We start from the raw sequence: 20,177 nt of genomic DNA, 5'->3' as shown, positions 1-20,177 counted from the left end.
CATGGCCTCAGGATGCCGAGGTTACCACAAGGTTCGTGGACCGGATTCGGGTTCCGCGCGGGGTGTGGCGGCATCGCGATCGAGGCGTCGAGCCGGTTTCGCCTCGCGCTTCGTGCCGATGCTAGAATGCGCGGCTAACCACCTGGCAGTGCAGGTTCATGGTCTCCGGCCTGGCTCGGCTTTCGATCGGCTGCGTTCGCGTCCCCGTGGGGCTCGGCGGGCGGATCGCGGAGTTTCCCCCAGCTGCGTGCCAACCTCTTGCGGCGCGAGGCGCCAGACAGCATCACATACGAGGAGAGCTTTCCCATGGCCGGTCACAGTAAATGGGCCAATATCAAGCATCGCAAGGCCGCGCAGGATAAGCAGCGCGGTAAGGTCTGGACCAAGTTGATCCGCGAGGTCACGGTCGCGGCCCGTGAGGCTGGCGGAGATCCAGCAGCCAACCCAAGACTCCGGCTCGCCATGGACAAGGCGTTCGGCGCCAACATGCCGCGCGACACGGTCGAGCGCGCCATCAAGCGTGGTGCCGGCGGCATGGAGGGCGACAACTACGAGGAGATCCGCTACGAGGGCTATGGTCCGGGCGGCGTTGCGGTCATGGTCGACTGCATGAGCGACAACCGCAATCGCACCGCCTCCGAGGTTCGACACGCCTTCACCAAACGCGGCGGTAATCTGGGGACGGACGGATCGGTCAGCTATCTCTTCACCAAGCAGGGCATCATCAGCTTCCAGCCGGGAACCGACGAGGATTCCGTGATGGAGGCCGCGCTCGAAGCGGGTGCCGAGGACGTGGTCGTCAACGACGACGGATCGCTCGATGTCGTCACCACGCCCGAGGAGTTCTCCGCAGTGAAGGATGCCCTGACCCAGGCCGGATTCGATACCGAGGTCGCCGAGATCACCTACAACGCCTCGACCCAGGCCGAGCTCGATCAGGAGACGGCCGAGAAGCTGCTGAAGCTGGTCGAGATGCTGGAGGATCTGGACGACGTGCAGGAGGTCTACCACAACGCCGATATCTCGGACGAGATCATGGCCGCACTGGATGTCTGATCCGGGGCGAGTCGAGCGCCTGCCCAGCCGATCTTACCGATGCTGAATCGACCGGCCGGGACCGCCGCGCTGCGTCACCGCATCCTGGGGATCGATCCGGGATCGCGGACGACCGGCTTCGGTGTCATCGACACCGACGGCCACCGCAGCGTGCGCGTCGCCAGCGGCTGCATTCGGGTGGGCGAGCATGCCTGGCCCGACCGGCTCGGACTCATCTTCGATCAGGTGGCGGAGATCGTCGCCGAGCACCAACCGCACGAGATGGCGGTCGAGCAGCTCATCTTCGCCCGCGATCCCACCGCTGCGCTCAAGATCGGCCAGGCTAGGGGCGCGGTGCTCTGCGCCGGACTCAAGGGCGGCGTGAGCGTTCACGAATACAGCCCCAAATCGGTCAAGCTTGCGGTGGTGGGCACTGGCGCGGCCGAGAAATCCCAGGTACAGCAGATGGTTCGCGTGCTGCTCGCATTGTCCTATCTTCCGGCCGAAGACGAGGCGGACGCGCTCGCCATCGCCCTCTGTCATGCCCACTCGATGGGGATCCCTGCGCGCAAGCGTGCGGCGGCCTCCTGGCGCGATTGGAGACCCTGAGTCATGATCGGTCGTCTGCGTGGTCAGCTCATTCTCAAGCAGCCGCCGCTGCTGCTGCTGGACGTCGGCGGGGTCGGGTACGAGGTCGAGGCGCCCATGTCCACCTTCTTCGACCTGCCAGCCGTTGGCGAAACGGTGACGCTGGTCACCCATCTGGTCGTGCGCGAAGACGCCCATATCCTCTACGGCTTCCTGCGCGAGCAGGAGCGCGCCCTCTTTCGTTCACTGCTCAAGGTGACCGGTGTGGGGGCAAAGATGGCATTGGCCATCCTCTCCGGCATGGACGCGACCCGCTTTTCCCAGTGCGTCGAACAGGAAGACACGACCGCGCTGACCCGCATTCCCGGCATCGGAAAGAAGACCGCCGAACGACTCATCATCGAGATGCGCGATCGGCTCGGCGGACTGTCGGCCGATCTGGGCGTTGCTCTCACTCCCTCCTCGGCGCCCGTCAGCCAACAGGACCAGGCGCTCGGCGATGCGGTCAGTGCGCTGGTCGCGCTCGGCTATCGTCCGCCCGATGCCACGCGGATGGCTCGTGCCGCCGACGATGGCGCCAAGACCTCCGAGGAAATCATCCGCGCCGCATTGCGCTCCGTCAGCGCGCCCTGAAGAAGGGATACCGGCCATCCCGGTAGCGTCTCGCGTCGGCTTCGAGGTCGAACGCCGGATCGGTGGCTTGTTCGAATGGATCGAAGCCTCCACCTTGCCGTGACGACCGCATGCCGTTGGCGGCGACTGAGTGCGATCTATCGAGGCCAGACCCGAGTCATGATGAGATCTGCTGCTCATCGTGCTGAACGGGTCTCGCCGTGCGTCATCTTCTACGAGTGGGGGAGGCGGTGAGTAGGGATTCGACAACCGAACTTCGAGAGCGCCTAGGGGCCGCGATTGCCGATGGCACCCCGCTGTCCATCGTCGGCGGTGGTACCAAGTCCTTCTACGGTCGGGCTCCCCGTGGCGAGCCGCTCGATCTGTCCGCTCACGCGGGGATCCTCAATCATGAGCCGAAGGAGTTGGTGCTGACCGCGCGCGCCGGGACCAGGCTTGATGAGATCGAACAGGCCCTGGCCGAGCACGGCCAGCACCTGCCGTTCGAGCCGCCCCGTTTCTGTGTCGGGCCGAGTGCGGCGGGCGCGACCCTGGGTGGAGCGATCGCCTGTGGGCTCGGCGGTCCGGCTCGGCCTCAGGCCGGCGCGCCGCGCGATCTGGTGCTGGGCGTGCGGGTTCTGACCGGGCGCGGCGAGGTGCTGAGGTTCGGCGGCGAGGTCATGAAGAACGTCGCCGGTTACGACGTCTCGCGGCTGATGGCCGGTGCCATGGGAACGCTGGGGATTCTGCTCGACATCAGCGTCAAGGTGATGCCGCGTCCCGTCGTCAGCCACACCCGGATGCTGGAGGTCGGTGTCGACGAGGCGTTGGAACGCATGACAGCCTGGGCCGCCAGGCCATTGCCCATCAGCGCAACTGCTTGGTACGGGGGGCGGCTGTGGGTACGCCTCTCGGGTGCGCGGCTGGGCGTGAGTTCGGCGGCCGAGTCGATCGGTGGCGATCCCTTGGACGAGTCGACCGCCGAGATCCTCTGGCGCGATCAGATTCGCGATCAGGCCCACCCGTTCTTCGCCGGCGATGGGTCGCTGTGGCGATTGTCTCTACCCTCGGCCGTGGCGGCGCTGCCGCTCTCTGGAGATCAGCTGATCGAATGGAGCGGATGTCTGCGTTGGCTGCGTAGCGATCGGTCGGCCGAGGAGATCCGTCGTCAGGTCGCCGCCGTCGGCGGTCACGCGACCCTGTTTCGTGGCGGGGATCGTTCAGGAGAGGTCTTCCATCCGTTGTCGGAGACTGCCATGCGACTCCATCGGCGCGTCAAGCAGGCATTCGATCCAGAGGGCATCCTCAATCCAGGCCGGCTCTACGCCGAGTTTTAGGGCGGTCCATGCAAACCGAGATCCTGCCCGAGTTCCTCGACACGGCCGATGGTCGCGAGGCCGACGCCATTCTGCGCAACTGCGTCCATTGCGGTTTCTGCACGGCAACCTGTCCGACCTATCAGCTTCTCGGCGACGAACTGGACGGACCGCGCGGTCGCATCTATCAGATCAAATCGGTCCTGGAGGGCGAGCTCCCGACGCGGGTGACCCAGCTCCATCTGGACCGCTGCCTGACCTGCCGCTCCTGCGAGACCACCTGTCCCTCGGGCGTGCGCTATGCGCGCCTGCTGGATATCGGGCGACATCTCGTTGAGGAGCGGGTGCGTCGCCCCCTGTTCGAGCGCTGGCTGAGGCGTGTGCTGGTCTTCGCCCTGTCGCATGCCGGTCGTGCTCGCGCCCTGATCGGGCTCGCTCGGCTGCTGTCTCCGCTGCTGCCGTCCGCCTTGAGGGCCAAGGTTCCACGGTCGCGGCCGGTCGGTCATTGGCCGCGTCCACGCGGTCGACGACGGGTTCTGGTCCTCGGTGGCTGCGTGCAGGCGGCCGCGACCCCAGCGACCAATGCTGCAGCTGCGCGCATCCTGGATCGGTTCGGGATGGATCTCGTCGAGCCGACCGGGGCCGGGTGCTGCGGGGCTGTGGCCCATCACTTGGACGCCCGCGAGGACGCGATGCGCGCCATGAAGCGCAATATCGATGCCTGGTGGCCCGAGATTGCGTCCGGGTGCGAGGCGATCCTGGTGAATGCCAGCGCCTGTGGCGCCATGGTGAAGGACTATGGTGAGCTTTTGGCCAACGACCCGAGCTATGCGCTCAAGGCGGCCCGAGTGTCCGCGTTGGCCCGCGATCCGGTCGAGCTGTTGGCCGGGATCGAGGATCTGTCGCCGCTCGGCGTGTCCGGCGGCGGTCGCCGGGTGGCCTTCCATGCCCCCTGTAGTCTGCAGCATGGTCAGCGTATTCGCTCGGTCGTCGAATCGATTCTGGTGCGCTGTGGATTCGTTCCGACCCAGATTCCAGATGCCCATCTCTGCTGCGGCTCGGCCGGAACCTATTCGATCACCCAGCCCGGGCTGTCGCTGAGGTTGCGCGACGACAAGCTTGCAGCGCTGGTCAGCGGAGCGCCGGAGGTGATCGCTACAGCCAATATCGGCTGTCAGCTGCACCTCGATGCCGGGACCGAGATCCCGGTGGTGCATTGGCTGGAGCTGTTGGATCCGGACCGCGTGGATCCCGGTCATTCCAGATCCTGAAGCGGCGCCGGACGGGCGAAGAAATAGCCCTGGGCGCAGTCCACGCCGATGTCTTCCAGTACATCGAGGATCTCCGCGCTTTCCACGAATTCGGCGATGACGCGCTTGCCCATGCCGTGCGCCATGTCGGTGATGGCCTTGACGAAGATGCGATCCTCTTGGTTGTTGGGCAGGTCGCGGATGAAGGCCCCGTCGATCTTGATGTCGTCGACCGGGAGCTGGCGCAGATAGGCGTAGGAAGCATAACCGCTGCCAAAATCATCCAGGGCGAAGCGGCAGCCGAGCTCCTGGATGCTCTTCATGAGCCGTGTGGCGCTGGTGAGACTGTCGATCGCGACCGACTCGGTGATCTCGAACGAGAGGCGTTCCGGGGTGAGTGAGTGCAGTTGGATGAGTCGCTTCAGCTCCCGGAGGATCGTCGGATCGACCATGGCGTTCCCAGAGAGATTGACCGCGATCCGAAGCCCTGGATGACTGGCCAGAACCTCGATCACCTGGCTCAGAACCCAATGATCGATGATTTGGATCTGCCCGGTCTTCTCGGCGATGGGAATGAAGCGATCCGGGAACACCATGCCGCCCTCCCGGTCGCGCATGCGCAGCAAGGCCTCCATATGGCAGGGTGCGCCTGTGGCCAGATCGATGATCGGCTGGAAATGGAGTTCGAATCGGTCTTGGTGGAGGGCCTCGGCGATTTCCTCCTTCCAGAGGATACGGTCGTTGAGTTGTTCGCGGCCTGGGTCCAGCGGAGAGAAGAGGTGCCAGCGTCCGCGTCCGCGATCCTTGGCCTGGTACATGGCCAGATCGGCGTTTGCCATGAGCGCTGGGATGTCCCGTCCGTGGTCCGGAAAGATCACGATGCCGATGCTGGCCGAGATGCGGTGCTGGCGGCCCTGCTCTCGCAGGGTGATGCCACGAATGGCCTTCTGTGCCGTTTCGGCGCAGGCGAGCGCCTCGTCGGGGCTGGCCTCGGGCAGTACCAAGGCGAACTCGTCGCCGCCGAGACGCGCCAGCAGGTCGCTCGATTGGACGATGCCGCTCAGTTGCTCGGCGACACGTTTGAGCAGGGTGTCCCCCACCTGATGTCCACTGAGATCGTTGACGTCCTTGAACTCGTCGAGGTCGAGGTATAGCAGTGCGCCGCTGTGACCAAAGCGCATGGCTTGGTCGACGACGCGCCCGAAATCCTCCTTGAATCGGCGTCGGTTCATCTGGCGTGTGAGCGGGTCGTGGTCGGCGAGCCAGACGAGTTGCTCTTCGGCCTGTTCCCGATCCTGTTGCAGCAACTCCATACGGTCGGTCAGATGTTCGACCGTTTCGATCATGAGGTCGATCTCGTCGCGTGGCAGGTTCAGGTGGATGAAGGGCGCAAGGGCCGCGCGCAGGTCGGCGTAACGCCGTTCGGCGAGCAGCGGCAGGGCGGATGCCAGGTCGCGCAGTCGGTAGAGCGGGGGCTGCATGATCACCAGAAGCAGCGACTCGGACAGCAGCAGTCCGAAGATCGCGATCAGCAGGCTGTCGTGCCAGGCGTTTTGGATGCTCTCCTGTTGAGCCGTGACGTCGTTGATGATATAGGCGCTGACGCCCTCGGACAGTCCTTTGATGCGGTAGATCTCGAACCACTCCCGATCCATCTCGATCAGGACCGGGGTGAGCGTCATCTTGCTCAGGGATGGCCAGGCGGTTCGCAAGATGGGCAATGAGCGTTCAGGATAGGTGATGACGGGGAAACGAATCTGATGCGACGGCACCGGCTCCGATTCCTGTTCTGGCGATGCCGGATCGGCTGGTCGGTCGTTCTGGTTCAGGTCGATGGCGATCTCGGCGCCGGTCAAGGCGTTGAATGCCAGCAATGCGTCGGAAAGCGAGCGCTCCAGCACCAGCGAGCCGGCGAAGCGTCCCTCCCAGAGTTCTGGCGCCACCAGATACTGAGCACAGCCGAATTCGCAGGAGAGCAGCGAGAAGGTGCTCTCGGGCGAGTGCTCGATTCGGCTCAGCAGTGCGTGCGGCAGTTCGGCCGTGCCGCGTGGCGGCCAGGAGAGCCGCGTCTGGCCGTCGGTCTCGACCCAATGGACCGAACGGATGTCCCATTCCAAATCGAGCATCGCTCCATTTGCGTCGAGTGCCTTGGCGAGCCTGTCTGTGAGGTTGGGCGCGTTCGCGGGACCCAATAATGAAACCAAGCTGGCGAGCTTGGACATCTCCTGGGTGCGCTCATTGAGCATGGCGCGCAGTTGCCGGGCTTGCTGGGCGCGCACCTGGGTTTGCTGGAACTCGAACTGTCGAATCGACTGGGCATTGGCCAGGAAGGCGAGCGAGGCATTGACCACGACCAGGATGAAACTCAGGGCGATGAGCGCTTTCCAGCGCAGACTGAGAAAAAGGTTGGGCGAGGTTTGCTCGATATCTCTCATGCTGTTGCGCCCAGAAGCGCGCCTGATTACCTGATGTCGCCGATATTCCATACGCAATATCAGGTCGGTTGGGCGGTCGGTCCTAACGCCGCTCAGTCTTCCAGGTCCTTGAATGGAAATCCGATGGCAGCGGATATCGCTGCCGTGCGTTGGCTGAACGCACTCGCAGGGTGGGCCGGAAAGGGACGCGTCCTGTATCGGTGAGGATTTGGGTTCCATCCGGGTAGTGCGTTAAGCGCATACTCGGATAGCGTCTCTTGATCATTGAGGGGCGCGTTCGCGACGTGAGGCGCTTCGTGAGCGCCGGCCCCGGAGCTGAGGATGCGGCGATCCGCAGTGCGAATGGCAAGCCGATCCAGCTCTTTTCTCGATGGTGTTTCGTGCGGACCACGCTGGATCCAGCGAAAGCACTAGGCTCGCAGCGTGCCGCGCGATTTCGAATGGGGCGCAGTCTAATCGGTCGTATCAAAAAGACCAAGGCTCGGGCGCTGCGACGAGATCCCTTTCAGAGAGGGCCGGGCGTCTCGGCTTGCGGCGCATGTGTTCCGGCATCTGAGGCTGCGGTCGCGGCGTTCAGCGGAAGACGTCCTTGGCGATGCCATTGATTTCGACCACCTTGGTGAAGCCGGCGGTCTTGGAGGGACAGAGATAGTTGACGACGTTGATCTGCTGGACGGGCCGCTCGAGATCCTTCTGGCTCAGTCCGACCGAATAGCCTCCGCCCGCCTTGATGGGAAAACAGCCGCAGTTCGCCAGTTGCTCTGTGGTCATTCCGGGTACTAGGTTGCAGGTTCGATCCTCATCGCGTGAGGCGTCCGATTGGCATCCGCTCAGGGCCAGGGCGGCGACCAATATGATGCCCGCGATCGCACGGTCAGGGTGCTCGCGGGGGGGGCGTGCACGCATGGTTGGGTCCTCTGTCGGTTGATCGCTGGTGGTCGTTTTTTCGCATCTACTCTTTGTCAGCGGCTTGGGCCAGGTGCCCATGCCCAGAATGCGCGCTCCCTAACGGAAAGTTAAGAATCCGTTAAGTCGGCCGACATGCGGTTGCCAGGATACTGCTCCTTGATGTGGACGTCTTGGGTTGCGTTGTCCGATTGGACATCCTGCCCCATTCAACTGATCTCACGAGGAGCGCGAGCATGACTTCGAATCGATCGATGGAATCCGAAAGGCAGAGGGGCAAGACGGTTGCGTCTCGCCGGGTGGCGCGCACGGCCATCGCCACGGCCGTGACCTTGGCCCTGGTTGCGGGCGGAACCATGATGGTTCGCGCCGAAGCTCCGGCGGTGTCGCTTCACTCGGCGACGGGACAGCCGATGGCGCTGCCCAGCTTCGCCGATGTCGCAGAGCGTGTGTCTCCGGCCGTGGTGAACGTCAAGGTGACCTCCGAGGTGGCGGCAGGGGGCGGGATGGTGCTGCGCGGTCTTCCGGGGATGCCCGAGAACATGCCGCTCCCCGAGTTCTTTCGACGTTATTTCGACGAGCGCGTCCAGGGGGTGCCGCATCGTATTCAGGGTCAAGGCTCCGGATTCCTGGTGGACCCGAATGGCTATATCGTGACCAATAACCATGTCATCGATGGCTCCACGGAGGTGACGGTCGTGCTCAACGATGGGTCATCGCATACGGCCAAGGTCGTTGGGCGGGACGACAAGACCGATCTGGCGCTCCTGAAGATCGATACGGATCATCCGCTCGCCTATGTTGAGCTCGGCGATTCGGCCAAGGCGCGTGTCGGTGATTGGGTGCTGGCTGTCGGCAATCCGTTCGGCTTGGGCGGCTCGGTGAATGCCGGCATCATCTCGGCGCGTGGGCGCGACATCCATTCGGGACCCTATGACGACTATCTGCAGATCGATGCCGCCATCAATCGCGGCAATTCGGGTGGTCCATTGTTCGACACCAGCGGTCGGGTGATCGGGGTCAATACCGCCATCTATTCGCCGACCGGCGGCAATGTGGGGATCGGATTCGCCATTCCTGCTGAGACGGTCAGTCATGTGATCGCCGATTTGCGCGAGAATGGTCACGTCGAGCGCGGTTGGCTGGGTATCCAGATTCAGCCGGTGACCGAGGATTTGGCCGCAGGTCTGGGCTTGGACGAGGCGCGCGGTGTGCTGGTCGCGGATGTGGTGCCGGGCGGACCGGCAAGCGCGACCGAGTTGCGGGCGGGCGACGTCATTCTGAGCGCCGACGGTCAGCGGATCGAGAATTACAAGGATCTCCCGAGATTGGTGGCCGACCTCAAGTCGGGCAGCCAGATGGAGCTGGATATCATGCGTGACGGCAAGCCGCGCCGCATCGACGTCAAGGTCGGAGCCATGCCTGACAACGACCGTGTCGCCTCTGCGTCTCGGTCCGACGACCAGTCGGGCGAGAATCCGCATCTGGGTCTCTATCTGGCGCCCTTGACGCCCGAACTCCGGATGCGTCGCGGACTGGACGACGGGAGCGCTGGGGTCTTGGTCGCCAGGGTCGATCCCGGTAGTCCGGCGGCCGAGGCAGGCATCGAGCCTGGCAGCCTGATTTCGATGGTGGGGGCGGATCCGGTCAGTTCGCCTGCGCAGGTTCAGGCGGCGGTGCGCAAGGCGAGCGCCGAGAAGCAGAAGGCGGTGATCATGCGGGTCGAACGCGATGGTCGGGCATTGTTCGTGGCCGTCCCGCTGACGGCCTGAACGGGTGTCGCGCACAGCGACAGCTTCCGTGATGCAGGAGTCGGGGCATCCTGATGTCCCGATTTCGAGTCGAAAAGGTCCGTGGACGGGCCTTTTCGACATTTTCTCGTGGGTCGAGGTTGGAGGTCGAGGGTCGATGCGTATCCTATTGGTCGAAGATGATCGTCAGATGGCGGATTATCTGCGCAAGGCGCTGGTGGAGTCCGGCGCGGTGGTCGATCTGGCCGGCGATGGTCGTGAAGGGCTGCTGATGGCGGCCAGCGGTGACTACGACATCCTCATCCTCGATCGTATGCTGCCGGGTCTCGACGGGCTCGGCATCGTGCGCACCCTGCGCGCCTCGGGCAATCGCACGCCGGTGCTGTTCCTGAGCGCCCTCGGCGAGGTCGATGACCGGGTCGAGGGATTGCGCGCCGGTGGCGACGATTATCTGATCAAGCCCTTCGCCTTCTCCGAGCTCCAGGCCCGGGTCGAGGTGTTGCTGCGGCGGGGCACGGCCGAGGCCCCGGCGACGCGTCTCTGTGTCGCCGACCTGGAAATGGATCTGCTCAAACGCGAGGTTCAGCGTGCCGGTCAGTCGATTCAGCTCCAGCCGCGCGAGTTTCGTCTACTCGAATGCCTGATGCAGCAGGCGGGGCGCGTCGTGACCCGGACCATGTTGTTGGAGCAGGTTTGGGATTATCACTTCGATCCTCAGACCAACGTCATCGACGTGCACATCAGCCGCTTGCGCGGCAAAATCGACAAGGGCTTCGGCCCACCTCTGCTGCATACCGTTCGCGGCGCTGGCTATATGATTCGCGCCGAATGACGTCCCCCGCACGCGCCGTCATCGGTGCCTGGGGCGAATTGCGCTCGCGCACGCCCCGCATCCTGCGCAGTTCCACCTTTCGGTTGGCGCTGCTCTATGTCTTTCTGCTCGGCGTTTCGGTCGCCATTCTCTTGGCGTTCATCTACTGGTCGACCGCCGGCTACATGGATCGTCAGATCGAGGCCACCATCCAGGCCGAGATCCGAGGTCTCGCCGAGCAATACCGACAACGCGGACTAACCGGGCTGACGGCCGTGATCAGCGAGCGCGTGGCGCGCGATCCGGTGGGCTCCAGCGTCTATCTGCTCGTCGACGGCGACCTGCACCGCATCGTCGGCAATCTGGATCGCTGGCCGGTCGAGCTACCGGACACCGAGGGTTGGATCAGCTTCCATCTGCGCGAGCGCGGCCCCGATCATTCGGAGGAGCATGAGGCGCGCGCCCAGGTCTTCCGATTGCGCAGTGGGCTGAGGCTTCTGGTGGGGCGCGATGTGCGCGACCTGGAGGCGATTCGGTCGGTGATCCTTGAGGCGCTCGGTTGGGGATTGGCCATCACGGCCGGATTGGCCCTGCTGGGCGGCTGGCTGATGAGCGCGAGTCTGGTCAGGCGGCTCGAATCCATCAATCAGACCAGTCGCGAGATCATGGAGGGCGATCTCTCGCGGCGTATTCCGTTGAGCGGGAGCGGCGACGACTTCGATCAGCTCGCGGCCTCGCTCAATCGAATGCTGGAGCGAATCGAGGCGCTCATGGCCGGGGTACGTCAGGTCTCGGACAATATCGCGCACGACCTTCGTACCCCACTGACTCGGCTGCGCAACAAGCTCGAATTGCTCAGCGCCGAATTGCCGGTTGCCGGATCCGCTCGCGCATTGGCGGAAGAGACCATTTCGGACGCGGAGGAGATGCTGACGACCTTTAATGCGCTGCTGCGGATTGCGCGTATCGAATCCGGTAGTCGCCGCTCCGCATTCGCGACATTGGATCTGGTGCCGCTGATCGAGGATGTGGTCGAGCTCTATGAGCCGGTTGCGGCCGAGCGGGATCAGTCTCTTATCCTGACCCGAGCCGGGGCGGCGCCTGTTTTCGGGGATCGCGATCTGATGTTTCAGGCATTCGCCAATCTGGTCGACAATGCGATCAAGTACACCCCGACCGGAGGTCAGGTGAATCTTGAGGTCGTCGAGGCGGTCGACGATATACGGGTACTGGTCTCGGATAATGGGCCGGGTATTCCAAGCGCGTTGCGCGAACAGGTCTTTCGCCGCTTCTTTCGCATCGACGACAGCCGCTCGACGCCAGGCAGTGGGTTGGGGCTGAGTCTGGTGCGTGCCATCGTCCAGATCCATCACGCGACCATCGAGTTGGAAGACAATGCGCCTGGTCTACGGGTTCTGCTGCGCTTCGAGCGGTCGCCGCTAAAGATTGGATGAGCGTGGACCCCGCCTCGCCGATACTCATAATGAGAGTGCCGGAACGGAAAATGAACGCGGGGCGTGCGCTTTAGCCGCGAATAGGGTATTTTACCCTGCTTGGTCGATTTCCAAATGGATGCTGTGGAATCGAATCGACCGAGATTGGATTCTCTCTCAGGCGTAGATCTTCAATGGCGCTGTGGTCTCTTCCCAGCGTTCCTCGTCCGCCTTCAGGCGCCGTTCGAGGTCTCCAGGTTGGCCTTCGGGGTCGTCGACCCATTCGCGAAGGTAGGTGCCTCCAGACAGCAGGTCGATCGCGAGACGTTCCGTCTCGTACTCATAATGGAAGTTTCGCCAGATCGGGTAGTCGGGATACTCGAGGCGTAGGCTTTTGAGCAGAAGCGCCACCAGCCGGTATGGCTTGAATCTCTCGTGTCGATAGCCCGCGTGGTCGGTGTGGATCTGCAGCCCCGAGCAGTGTTGTCCGATGTGCTTGTGGAAGGTCGGCTCGAACCAGCAAGGACGGATCAAGGCGCCTTCGGTCCAGGACGGCCATTCGTGGCGCATGCGCCGAAGTACCCGCTCGAAATCGACGTCCGGAGCGCCGACCACTTCGAGTGGGGTCGTGGTGCCTCTGCCCTCGGAGAGGGTGGTTCCTTCGAGGAGCACGGTGCCGGGGAAACAGCGGGCCATGTTGAGGCTCGACGCGTTGGGGCTGGGGTTGACCCAGGCCAGCTCGGCAAGCGGCCAGCCGTATCCCGGCGCCTCGGAGGGGGCGTAGCCTTCCATGGCGACCAGATGGAGGTCCAACTGCTGCTGGCGATCGGAGACGAACCATTTGGCCAGTTCGCCGAAGGTGAGGCCGTGGCGCATGGCAAGTGGTCCCGCGCCGACGAAGCTCTCCCAGCCAGACTCCAGCAGACTGCCTTCGATCGGGCGTCCGGCCGGATTGGGGCGGTCCAGAATCCAGAGCCCCTTGTCGTTCGCGCTACAGGCGTCGATGAGGTAGCCCAGGGTGGTCACGTAGGTATAGATCCGCGTTCCGATGTCCTGCAGGTCGACCAGCAGCACGTCGAAGCTGTCGAGCATCTCCTGGGTGGGGCGGCGTACCTCGCCGTAGAGGCTGTAGATGGGGATCCCGTAGCGAGGGTCGAGTGTGCTGGGGGTCTCGACCATGTTGTCTTGCTTGTCGCCCCTCATGCCATGCTGGGGTCCGAAGGCGGCGACGATGTTGAGCTCGTTCAGGGCCATGAGGGCGTCTAGGCTGTGATGGCCTTGGGACGTGACCGAGCTCGGATGGCCGAGCAGGGCGATACGGCGCCCCCAGAGCGGTTTGCGCAGTTCCGGATTTTCCAGCAGGCGGTCGATGCCGAGTTTCATCATGTTCCAGAACCTGTGTCGGGACCTATCGATCAAGTGGGGTCGGGATTGTCTCCCTGAATCGTGCCTCAACTCAATGCGTGATGATGCTGGATACCTTTCCAATTGAATCGAGCGGTTCGCCAAATCCCATTAGGGGTGGGCGGAGTGCTTCTACTAGAGTGGCTGGCTGACTCCAGCGAAGAATGATGCGGCGATCCGATTTCCATTACGACCTCCCTTCTGAGTTGATCGCGCAGCGACCACCGGTCGAGCGTGCCGGCGCGCGCCTCATGATGCTGGAAGGCGCTTCGATGCTGCCCCGCGATCGCCTGTTCAGGGATCTGCCCCAGATGCTGCGCCCTAACGATCTGCTGGTGTTCAACAACACCCGGGTGATGCGTGCGCGTTTGTTCGGTCACAAAGAGAGCGGCGGTCGTGTCGAGGTGCTCATCGAGCGTCTGACCGCCCCTGACGAAGCGTTGGCCCATGTGCGTGCCAGCAAGTCACCGCGCGAAGGTAGTCGTATTCGTCTGGCCGAGGGTATCTGGTTGCAGGTGCTGGGGCGAGAGGGCGCCTTGTTTCGATTGCGTGCGTGCGATCTGGGGTATGCGGAGCTGATGGACGCCTACGGGCATCTTCCTCTGCCGCCCTATATCCAACGCCCGGACGACAAGACCGACGATGCTCGCTATCAGACCCTGTTCGCGCGCCACGAGGGTGCTGTCGCGGCGCCGACGGCGGGCCTGCATTTTGACGAGGCGATGCTGGCGCGTCTGGCGGACATGGGGATCGAGCGGGCCGAGGTGACGCTCCATGTCGGCGCAGGAACCTTTCAGCCGGTGCGGACCGATGATCTCGATCAGCATCAGATGCACGCCGAATGGCTGGATGTGTCCGAGGAGGTTTGCGCGCAGATCGAGCGGACGCGCTCGCGGGGTGGGCGGGTCATCGCGGTCGGTACCACCTGCGTTCGGAGTCTCGAAACTGCTGCTGCGGGTGGTTCGCTGGCGCCTTTCAGGGGCGAGAGTCGTCTCTTTATTCGGCCCGGGTATCGTTTCCGAGTCGTCGACGCAATGGTGACCAATTTCCATTTGCCCGAATCCACTTTGTTGATGCTCGTGGCGGCGTTCTCTGGTTATGCCGCCATCATGAACGCCTATCGCCATGCCATTGCCGAGGGATATCGTTTCTTCAGCTATGGAGATGCGATGTTTCTGACCCGCGCCGAAGTTGAGGGCGATCTCTCCGGTTAAGCGTTCGGGTTCGAGGTCGAATAGCCCCGCGTTCCCTTTCTCCTTATCGCGTTTTCGAGGGGTGATCCTGGCCGTGTTGGCGCGCCAATGGCGATCTATATGTTTACGTATTGGCTTCTCGGTTCATTGCGATTATTGATGTCGTCTTCTCCGTTATCTCTTCCGTCGTCCTTTCGTGTTGTTCTTTTCTTGGTGTTTTGCGTGATTTCTCGTCATGCGTCACGAAATAAAGCGATGTGTCCTTGACATCTAATCGTTAATGCATACATTATTCAGAAGCGCGATTGGTGTCGTGCTTTTGAATGACCGTCTATGTCCCACCTATTGGAGGTATCGCAAGTGGAGTACGCTAATCTTAGCGTCGAAGAGATCCAGCGTCAGCTGGACGAGGCAGAATCCAAAAAGACCGCGTTGAAGCGTCTTCTGGAAACGCGTCGAGAGGAAGGTAAGGATGATATCGTTCAGCAGGTCAGGGATTTGATCGAGAGTAACGGATACGATTACGACGAGATCATTCCGCTCGTCGCCCCTAAGCGGCGGCGTGGCGCTGGTCGCAAGCTGTCTGGTGATCGCCAGTATAAGCGTTATGTGGATCCAGATAACGCCGAGAACATCTATGTTCGCGGTGTTCTGCCGGGCTGGATGAAAAAGAAGATGCAGGACCAGGGATATGATCCTTCTTCGAAAGAAGACCGTGAGGCGTTCAAGGCGAACTCTTTGCGCGAGATCTAAGGACAGGCTGTCCTGGCCTGAGCATCCGTGTCGCCTATTCGGTTTACGCTAGGCGTCCGTGATGGATGCGGTATGGATTGGAGCGGGGTTTCGATCGTCAGACGGCAAGATCCGATCTTGGCAGGTCCGGCCGTTGCTCCGCTCAGTCACGTATTTTTCCCTACTAGATTTTGGTTTGGCGAGCACTTAAACTCCCGCCCAACTCGATCGCGACGGCTCTGGGTGTCGCGTCAGATCTTTCCTCTAGATACAGGCTCTCTCTCTGAACGCCCTTTTCTGGATCTCCAGTCCCTCAAAGGCTGCATTGTCTCCGCAACTGGTTTCAAGTTGTTCAGGTACCGCTTTTTCCCGGCTTCATCATGAGGCGGGATCGGGCGCGTGAGTCCTAAGCACACTTCGTCTCCAGTGGTTGGAGGCAAAGACCGTCGAATCAGTTGTGCATTGATTTTTCGACCGTTCTCACTTTTCTTCAATGCGCGATCCATGGAATTTGAATGATGAACATCTATGTCGGCAACTTGGCCTACAGTGTCACCGAAGAAGACCTGCGCGCGGCGTTCTCGGCCTATGGCGAGATCTCCAGCGCGAGCTTGATTACCGATAAATTCACCGGTAATTCCAAGGGGTTCGGCTTCGTGGAGATGTCTAACAATGCCGAGGCTGATGCCGCGATCAAGGGACTGAACGAAACTCCCCTCAAGGGGCGCAACATGAAGGTCAACGAGGCGAAGCCGCGCAGCCCGCGTCCGGCCCGCGCACCTCGCTGGTAGACTGTTGAGCGCCCCTGGATGGTCTGATCCGGGGGCGTCGATCGGGTGTTGTATGTCCGATCGATCTTGTTCGTTCGAGCCTGGTAGTCTATCGGCTGGTTGTTATCATCCGATGCCTTCTCATGCTCGATATCCATTCCGAAAGCGCCTCTTCAGAACAGGTTACCGGTTCCTTCGCGGTTAGTTACCGGGTTCGACCTGAAAATCCCCATGCCCATCTGTTTCGCATCGAGATGCGGATACAGAATCCGCCGCTTGGTCCGTTGTGTCTATCCATGCCCGCCTGGATTCCGGGTAGCTACATGGTTCGTGATTTCGCCCGAAATCTGTTGAAATTGGATGCCGTCGATGAAAAGGATGCGGCGCTTCCTATACACAAAACGGACAAACAGACCTGGCTCTGCGAGACTTTCGGAAAACCGCTTGTCCTGTCGTATCAGGTCTTCGCATGGGATCTCTCCGTGCGCGGGGCCCATCTCGATGCGACCCATGCCTATTTCAACGGCTCGGCGTTGTTGTTGCGCGCCGAAGGTCTCGATCATCTTCCCTGTCGAATCGAGCTGCTTCCGCCTCCTTCTGATCGGTTTGGGGATTGGCGGGTGGCGACGAGTCTGCGTCTTCTGAATGCCGACGCGAATGGATTCGGTCTCTATGCGGCCGATGGCTATGACGACCTGATCGATCACCCGGTCGAGATGGGGCGATTCAGATCCCTCTCCTTCGATGTCGGCGGAATTCGTCATGGCGTGGCGATCACCGGGCGCCATTGGGTGAGCGAGTCTCGTCTGATCCAGGATCTGGAGCGTATCTGTGCCCAGCACGCGGCGCTCTTCGGTGTGCTGCCGATCGATCGCTATCTGTTTCTGTTGACGGTGGTCGGCGATGGTTATGGTGGTCTCGAGCACCGTTATTCGACCAGCCTGATGTGTGCGCGGGACGATCTTGCCGGTTCGATGGACGAAGGGGTTTCCGATGGCTATGGCCGATTACTCGGGCTCTGTAGCCACGAATACTTCCATCTTTGGATGGTCAAGCGCATCCGCCCCGCCGCTTTGATGGAAGGCGGGCTCGATCGCGAGGTGCATACCCGTTTGCTCTGGGCGTTCGAGGGCGTCACTTCTTACTACGATGAGTTGGCCCTGGTCCGCTGCGGCTGCATCGATCCCAAGACCTACCTCGGCATGTTGGCGACGACCATCACTCGGGTCATGCGCGGCCCCGGGCGAGGGGTGCAGACCCTGGCCGAGTCGAGCTTCGATGCCTGGACCAAGTTCTACAAGCAGGACGAGAACGCCCCCAACGCCATCGTCAGCTACTACGCCAAGGGTGCCCTCGTCGCCTTGGCGCTCGATCTCACCTTGCGTGAGCGCACCCAGGGTGCCGTTTCGCTCGACGATGTCATGCGTGCCCTCTGGCGCGAGCATGGCGAAACTGGGATCGGCGTTCCCGAGCGTGGAGTCGAGGCGATCGCCCAATCGGTGTCCGGCTTGGATCTGAGCGAGTTCTTCGCGCTCGCCCTCGATTCGACCCAGGACTTGGACCTGGCTCCGCTGCTCGAAACCGTCGGTATCCGGATGCGTTTGCGCCCTTCGCGTGGCGACAAGGATTTGGGCGGCGTGGTCGAATCCTTCGACCCGATTGTGCCAAGCAATGGTCTGTCCATCCGTTTGCGTTCAGGTGTCTCCGAGGCGGTCGTTCAGAGCGTCCTGACCGGAGGGGCCGGTGAGCGCGCGGGCTTGGCGCCTGGCGACACCCTGATTGCCGTGGACGGCTTGCGAGCGACTGCCGAGAATCTGGGGCGACTCCTGGGGCGCGCGGCGACCCAAGACTCGGGCGTCACGCTGCATCTGTTCCGGCGCGACGAGCTGCTTGTGCTGCGAGCCGACCCGCAACCCGCCGACTCCGATACCTGCGAGCTCATGTGGCTTGACCGGCCTACCAAGGCAGTCGAGCATGCCAGGCGGGCCTGGCTCGCGAGTCTGGCATGAGTCAAGCGATGGAGCGTCATCTCGCATTGATCCGCATGTTGGCGGATGGTCAATTTCATTCTGGAGAGGCGATCGCCGAGCATCTCGGGGTTACGCGCGCCGCCGTGTGGAAGGCGTTGCGCAGGACGGCCGATCAATTCGGTTTGGAGATCGAGTCGGTGCGCGGTCGCGGCTACCGGCTGCCGGTGCCCCTGGAGTTGCTCGATCGCGAGGCGATCCTGGCGGCCATGTCGGAGCGTGCGCGGGCCGGCTTGACGCGCCTTGAGATCCAGGATCAGATCGATTCGACCAGCGCCTACCTGATGCGCGAGGCCGCGCTTGGCATGCCATCGGGCGTGGCCTGTCTCGCCGAGCGTCAAACCGCTGGGCGTGGGCGCCGGGGACGTGTGTGGGTCTCGCCCTTCGGGGTCAATCTCTATCTGTCCCTGCTCTGGCGCTTTCCGTTGGCGCCCGCCGCCTTGGGTGGTATGAGCCTCGCCGTTGGCGCGGTCATTGCCGATCTGTTGCGTTCGGAGGGGGTCGAGGATCTCTCCTTGAAATGGCCGAACGATCTGCTCTGGCGCCGTCGCAAGCTCGCCGGGCTATTGCTTGAGGTGTCCGGCGAATCCCAGGGGCCGAGTCATCTGGTGATCGGTCTCGGGATCAATCTGCGCATGCAGCCGACCCAGGGGGCGTCGATCGAGCAGCCATGGGCCTCGATCGAGGAAGCGATGCCGGAGCTCGGTCGTTGCCGCAACGCGCTCGCCGGTCGCTTGCTGGAGGCGTTGGTGAGCGCGTTGGATCGCTATGGACGCGAAGGTCTGTCGCCGTTCATCGATCTTTGGCGTCGTTTCGATACGCTTCATGGCGAACCGGTGCGCCTGATCCTCGGAGATCGCGTCATTCAGGGTACGCACGCGGGTATTGCGGCCGACGGCTCCCTGATTCTGGAGACGTCCGAAGGGCGAGTGCCGTTCCAGGCCGGCGAGGTAAGCCTTCGGGCTCAGGAGTCTTGATCATGTTGCTGCTCGATATCGGAAATACGAACCTGCGCTGGAGTCGTGCAACCGCAGAGGGCTTGTCTCAGCCGGAACTCGTTCGTCACGGCGGTGCGATCCCGCTCGATCTGCTGGCCTGTTGGGAGGTCCTGGAGCCTCCGTCGCGGATGCTCGTCAGCAACGTTGGTGGAGGGGAGGTCGGCGAATCCTTGTGCCGGGTCGCACGCGCCTACTGGGGTATCGAACCCGAGTTCGTGTGCTCGCGGGCGTCGTGGCGGGGGCTGCGGACCGTCTATGTCGATCCCAGTCGTCTCGGCGTCGATCGCTGGTTGGCTCTGGTCGAGGCCCATGCCTCGGGTGCTCGGCCCGCGCTCATCGTCGATGCCGGTACCGCCGTCACCTTCGATCTCATGCTCGGCGACGGGCGCCATCTGGGCGGATTGATTCTGCCTGGCGTCGAGATGATGCGGAACAGTCTGTTGGCGGGCACCCAGATTCCGCGCATCCAATCCGAGCCGAGTGGCGAGCCCTGGGCAGCGGATACCGGAACCGCCGTGGCTGCGGGGAGCGTGCAGGCCGTCGCCGCCCTGACGGACCGGCTATTCGAGCGTCTTGCGGTCGAGGCGGGAAGCGATCCGCGTTTGCTTCTGACCGGAGGCGATGCGGATCGCATTCAGGACGCGCTATCGAGACCTTGCGAACGGGTTCCCGATCTGGTGTTGCGTGGCCTGATGCGAATCGCCCAGGGTGACGAATGAGAGTGCGGTCTTTCGCTGGAATAGGGTGGGGATGTCGAAATGGTGCCCCCGACAGGATTCGAACCTGTGACCTACCGCTTAGGAGGCGATCGCTCTATCCAGCTGAGCTACGAGGGCGGGTGAAAGGCGGGAAGGCTGGGATGGCCTTAATGGAAGCAGTGTAACGCAGCGCGCCATCTGGGGCCATTCCCGGGGCG

The 20,177-nt window shown here is 62.6% G+C and carries 17 protein-coding genes and 1 tRNA gene; 14 read left to right on the top strand and 4 right to left on the bottom strand.

All coding sequences use genetic code 11. The features are described from left to right. Positions 1–306 precede the first annotated feature (306 nt). The 5 genes from ACFSJC_RS07330 to glcF all read left to right on the top strand — a co-directional run bounded on the left by ACFSJC_RS07330 (position 307) and on the right by glcF (position 4,822). The gene (locus tag ACFSJC_RS07330) at positions 307–1,056 is read left to right on the top strand and encodes a YebC/PmpR family DNA-binding transcriptional regulator (protein WP_386025247.1); all 750 of its coding nucleotides are present in this window, start codon (positions 307–309) and stop codon (positions 1,054–1,056) included. Between the two features lie 39 nt (positions 1,057–1,095). Continuing rightward, complete coding sequence (gene ruvC / locus ACFSJC_RS07325; protein WP_386025245.1) at positions 1,096–1,644, top strand: crossover junction endodeoxyribonuclease RuvC; 549 nt, start codon at positions 1,096–1,098, stop codon at positions 1,642–1,644. Positions 1,645–1,647: 3 nt separating this feature from the next. After that, positions 1,648–2,256: a Holliday junction branch migration protein RuvA gene (gene ruvA, locus ACFSJC_RS07320; protein ID WP_386025243.1), complete on the top strand. Its 609-nt coding sequence runs from the start codon at positions 1,648–1,650 to the stop codon at positions 2,254–2,256. A gap of 230 nt (positions 2,257–2,486) precedes the next feature. Continuing rightward, positions 2,487–3,572, top strand: a complete 1,086-nt coding sequence (glcE, locus tag ACFSJC_RS07315; protein ID WP_386025241.1) for a glycolate oxidase subunit GlcE — start codon at positions 2,487–2,489, stop codon at positions 3,570–3,572. 8 nt (positions 3,573–3,580) lie between these two features. Continuing rightward, on the top strand, positions 3,581–4,822 hold the full coding sequence (gene glcF / locus ACFSJC_RS07310; protein WP_386025239.1) for a glycolate oxidase subunit GlcF: 1,242 nt from the start codon (positions 3,581–3,583) through the stop codon (positions 4,820–4,822). Here glcF and ACFSJC_RS07305 read toward each other — a convergent pair. Further along, positions 4,807–7,236 (bottom strand): bifunctional diguanylate cyclase/phosphodiesterase, encoded by a 2,430-nt coding sequence (locus ACFSJC_RS07305; protein WP_386025238.1) that lies wholly within the window; start codon positions 7,234–7,236, stop codon positions 4,807–4,809. The genes glcF and ACFSJC_RS07305 overlap by 16 nt on opposite strands. Before the next feature lie 573 nt (positions 7,237–7,809). Beyond that, the gene (locus ACFSJC_RS07300; protein WP_386025236.1) at positions 7,810–8,142 is read right to left on the bottom strand and encodes a hypothetical protein; all 333 of its coding nucleotides are present in this window, start codon (positions 8,140–8,142) and stop codon (positions 7,810–7,812) included. Between the two features lie 236 nt (positions 8,143–8,378). On the opposite strand from ACFSJC_RS07300, the gene ACFSJC_RS07295 reads away from it, so the two are divergent. The 3 genes from ACFSJC_RS07295 (at position 8,379) to ACFSJC_RS07285 (ending at position 12,158) form a co-directional block, all read left to right on the top strand. Then, positions 8,379–9,914, top strand: coding sequence for a DegQ family serine endoprotease (locus tag ACFSJC_RS07295; protein ID WP_386025234.1), 1,536 nt, complete (start codon positions 8,379–8,381; stop codon positions 9,912–9,914). Positions 9,915–10,050: 136 nt separating this feature from the next. Next, a complete protein-coding gene (locus ACFSJC_RS07290) occupies positions 10,051–10,725 on the top strand; it encodes a winged helix-turn-helix domain-containing protein (RefSeq protein ID WP_386025232.1) in 675 nt (224 codons plus the stop codon). Further along, positions 10,722–12,158, top strand: a complete 1,437-nt coding sequence (locus ACFSJC_RS07285; protein ID WP_386025230.1) for a sensor histidine kinase — start codon at positions 10,722–10,724, stop codon at positions 12,156–12,158. The genes ACFSJC_RS07290 and ACFSJC_RS07285 overlap by 4 nt, the downstream gene beginning before the upstream one ends. A gap of 156 nt (positions 12,159–12,314) precedes the next feature. On the opposite strand, the gene ACFSJC_RS07280 is transcribed toward ACFSJC_RS07285, so the two are convergent. Further along, positions 12,315–13,523, bottom strand: a complete 1,209-nt coding sequence (locus tag ACFSJC_RS07280; protein ID WP_386025228.1) for an exo-beta-N-acetylmuramidase NamZ family protein — start codon at positions 13,521–13,523, stop codon at positions 12,315–12,317. Positions 13,524–13,708: 185 nt separating this feature from the next. On the opposite strand from ACFSJC_RS07280, the gene queA reads away from it, so the two are divergent. From queA to ACFSJC_RS07250, 6 genes are all read left to right on the top strand, one after another. Then, on the top strand, positions 13,709–14,755 hold the full coding sequence (queA, locus tag ACFSJC_RS07275; RefSeq protein WP_386025360.1) for a tRNA preQ1(34) S-adenosylmethionine ribosyltransferase-isomerase QueA: 1,047 nt from the start codon (positions 13,709–13,711) through the stop codon (positions 14,753–14,755). A gap of 339 nt (positions 14,756–15,094) precedes the next feature. Beyond that, a complete protein-coding gene (locus tag ACFSJC_RS07270) occupies positions 15,095–15,487 on the top strand; it encodes an H-NS histone family protein (RefSeq protein ID WP_386025226.1) in 393 nt (130 codons plus the stop codon). A gap of 497 nt (positions 15,488–15,984) precedes the next feature. Next, positions 15,985–16,257, top strand: a complete 273-nt coding sequence (locus tag ACFSJC_RS07265; protein ID WP_386025358.1) for an RNA recognition motif domain-containing protein — start codon at positions 15,985–15,987, stop codon at positions 16,255–16,257. A gap of 122 nt (positions 16,258–16,379) precedes the next feature. Beyond that, positions 16,380–18,245, top strand: coding sequence for a M61 family metallopeptidase (locus ACFSJC_RS07260; RefSeq protein ID WP_386025224.1), 1,866 nt, complete (start codon positions 16,380–16,382; stop codon positions 18,243–18,245). Further along, positions 18,242–19,240, top strand: a complete 999-nt coding sequence (birA, locus tag ACFSJC_RS07255) for a bifunctional biotin--[acetyl-CoA-carboxylase] ligase/biotin operon repressor BirA (protein WP_386025222.1) — start codon at positions 18,242–18,244, stop codon at positions 19,238–19,240. Before ACFSJC_RS07260 ends, birA begins: the two co-directional genes overlap by 4 nt. A 2-nt stretch (positions 19,241–19,242) precedes the next feature. After that, complete coding sequence (locus tag ACFSJC_RS07250; RefSeq protein ID WP_386025220.1) at positions 19,243–19,980, top strand: type III pantothenate kinase; 738 nt, start codon at positions 19,243–19,245, stop codon at positions 19,978–19,980. A 40-nt stretch (positions 19,981–20,020) separates the two neighbouring features. Here the strand turns inward: ACFSJC_RS07250 and ACFSJC_RS07245 are convergent. Then, positions 20,021–20,097, bottom strand: a tRNA-Arg gene (locus ACFSJC_RS07245). Between the last annotated feature and the right edge of the window lie 80 nt (positions 20,098–20,177).

It is taken from the genome of Thiorhodococcus fuscus (assembly GCF_042682685.1).
GTDB classification, from domain to species: domain Bacteria; phylum Pseudomonadota; class Gammaproteobacteria; order Chromatiales; family Chromatiaceae; genus Imhoffiella; species Imhoffiella fuscus.
Note: the sequence above shows the minus strand (reverse complement) of the source record. Positions and strands in the feature narration are given on the sequence as shown.

What these genes read in the sequence shown, in the direction of transcription:
- ACFSJC_RS07305 (WP_386025238.1), bottom strand. Translation starts at nt 7,236, where the DNA reads ATGAGAGATATCGAGCAAACCTCGCCCAACCTTTTTCTCAGTCTGCGC.
- ACFSJC_RS07250 (WP_386025220.1), top strand. Translation starts at nt 19,243, where the DNA reads ATGTTGCTGCTCGATATCGGAAATACGAACCTGCGCTGGAGTCGTGCA.
- ruvA (WP_386025243.1), top strand. Translation starts at nt 1,648, where the DNA reads ATGATCGGTCGTCTGCGTGGTCAGCTCATTCTCAAGCAGCCGCCGCTG.
- ACFSJC_RS07260 (WP_386025224.1), top strand. Translation starts at nt 16,380, where the DNA reads ATGCTCGATATCCATTCCGAAAGCGCCTCTTCAGAACAGGTTACCGGT.
- ruvC (WP_386025245.1), top strand. Translation starts at nt 1,096, where the DNA reads ATGCTGAATCGACCGGCCGGGACCGCCGCGCTGCGTCACCGCATCCTG.
- glcF (WP_386025239.1), top strand. Translation starts at nt 3,581, where the DNA reads ATGCAAACCGAGATCCTGCCCGAGTTCCTCGACACGGCCGATGGTCGC.
- ACFSJC_RS07265 (WP_386025358.1), top strand. Translation starts at nt 15,985, where the DNA reads ATGAACATCTATGTCGGCAACTTGGCCTACAGTGTCACCGAAGAAGAC.
- ACFSJC_RS07330 (WP_386025247.1), top strand. Translation starts at nt 307, where the DNA reads ATGGCCGGTCACAGTAAATGGGCCAATATCAAGCATCGCAAGGCCGCG.
- ACFSJC_RS07290 (WP_386025232.1), top strand. Translation starts at nt 10,051, where the DNA reads ATGCGTATCCTATTGGTCGAAGATGATCGTCAGATGGCGGATTATCTG.
- ACFSJC_RS07295 (WP_386025234.1), top strand. Translation starts at nt 8,379, where the DNA reads ATGACTTCGAATCGATCGATGGAATCCGAAAGGCAGAGGGGCAAGACG.
- ACFSJC_RS07280 (WP_386025228.1), bottom strand. Translation starts at nt 13,523, where the DNA reads ATGATGAAACTCGGCATCGACCGCCTGCTGGAAAATCCGGAACTGCGC.
- ACFSJC_RS07285 (WP_386025230.1), top strand. Translation starts at nt 10,722, where the DNA reads ATGACGTCCCCCGCACGCGCCGTCATCGGTGCCTGGGGCGAATTGCGC.
- birA (WP_386025222.1), top strand. Translation starts at nt 18,242, where the DNA reads ATGAGTCAAGCGATGGAGCGTCATCTCGCATTGATCCGCATGTTGGCG.
- ACFSJC_RS07300 (WP_386025236.1), bottom strand. Translation starts at nt 8,142, where the DNA reads ATGCGTGCACGCCCCCCCCGCGAGCACCCTGACCGTGCGATCGCGGGC.
- queA (WP_386025360.1), top strand. Translation starts at nt 13,709, where the DNA reads ATGCGGCGATCCGATTTCCATTACGACCTCCCTTCTGAGTTGATCGCG.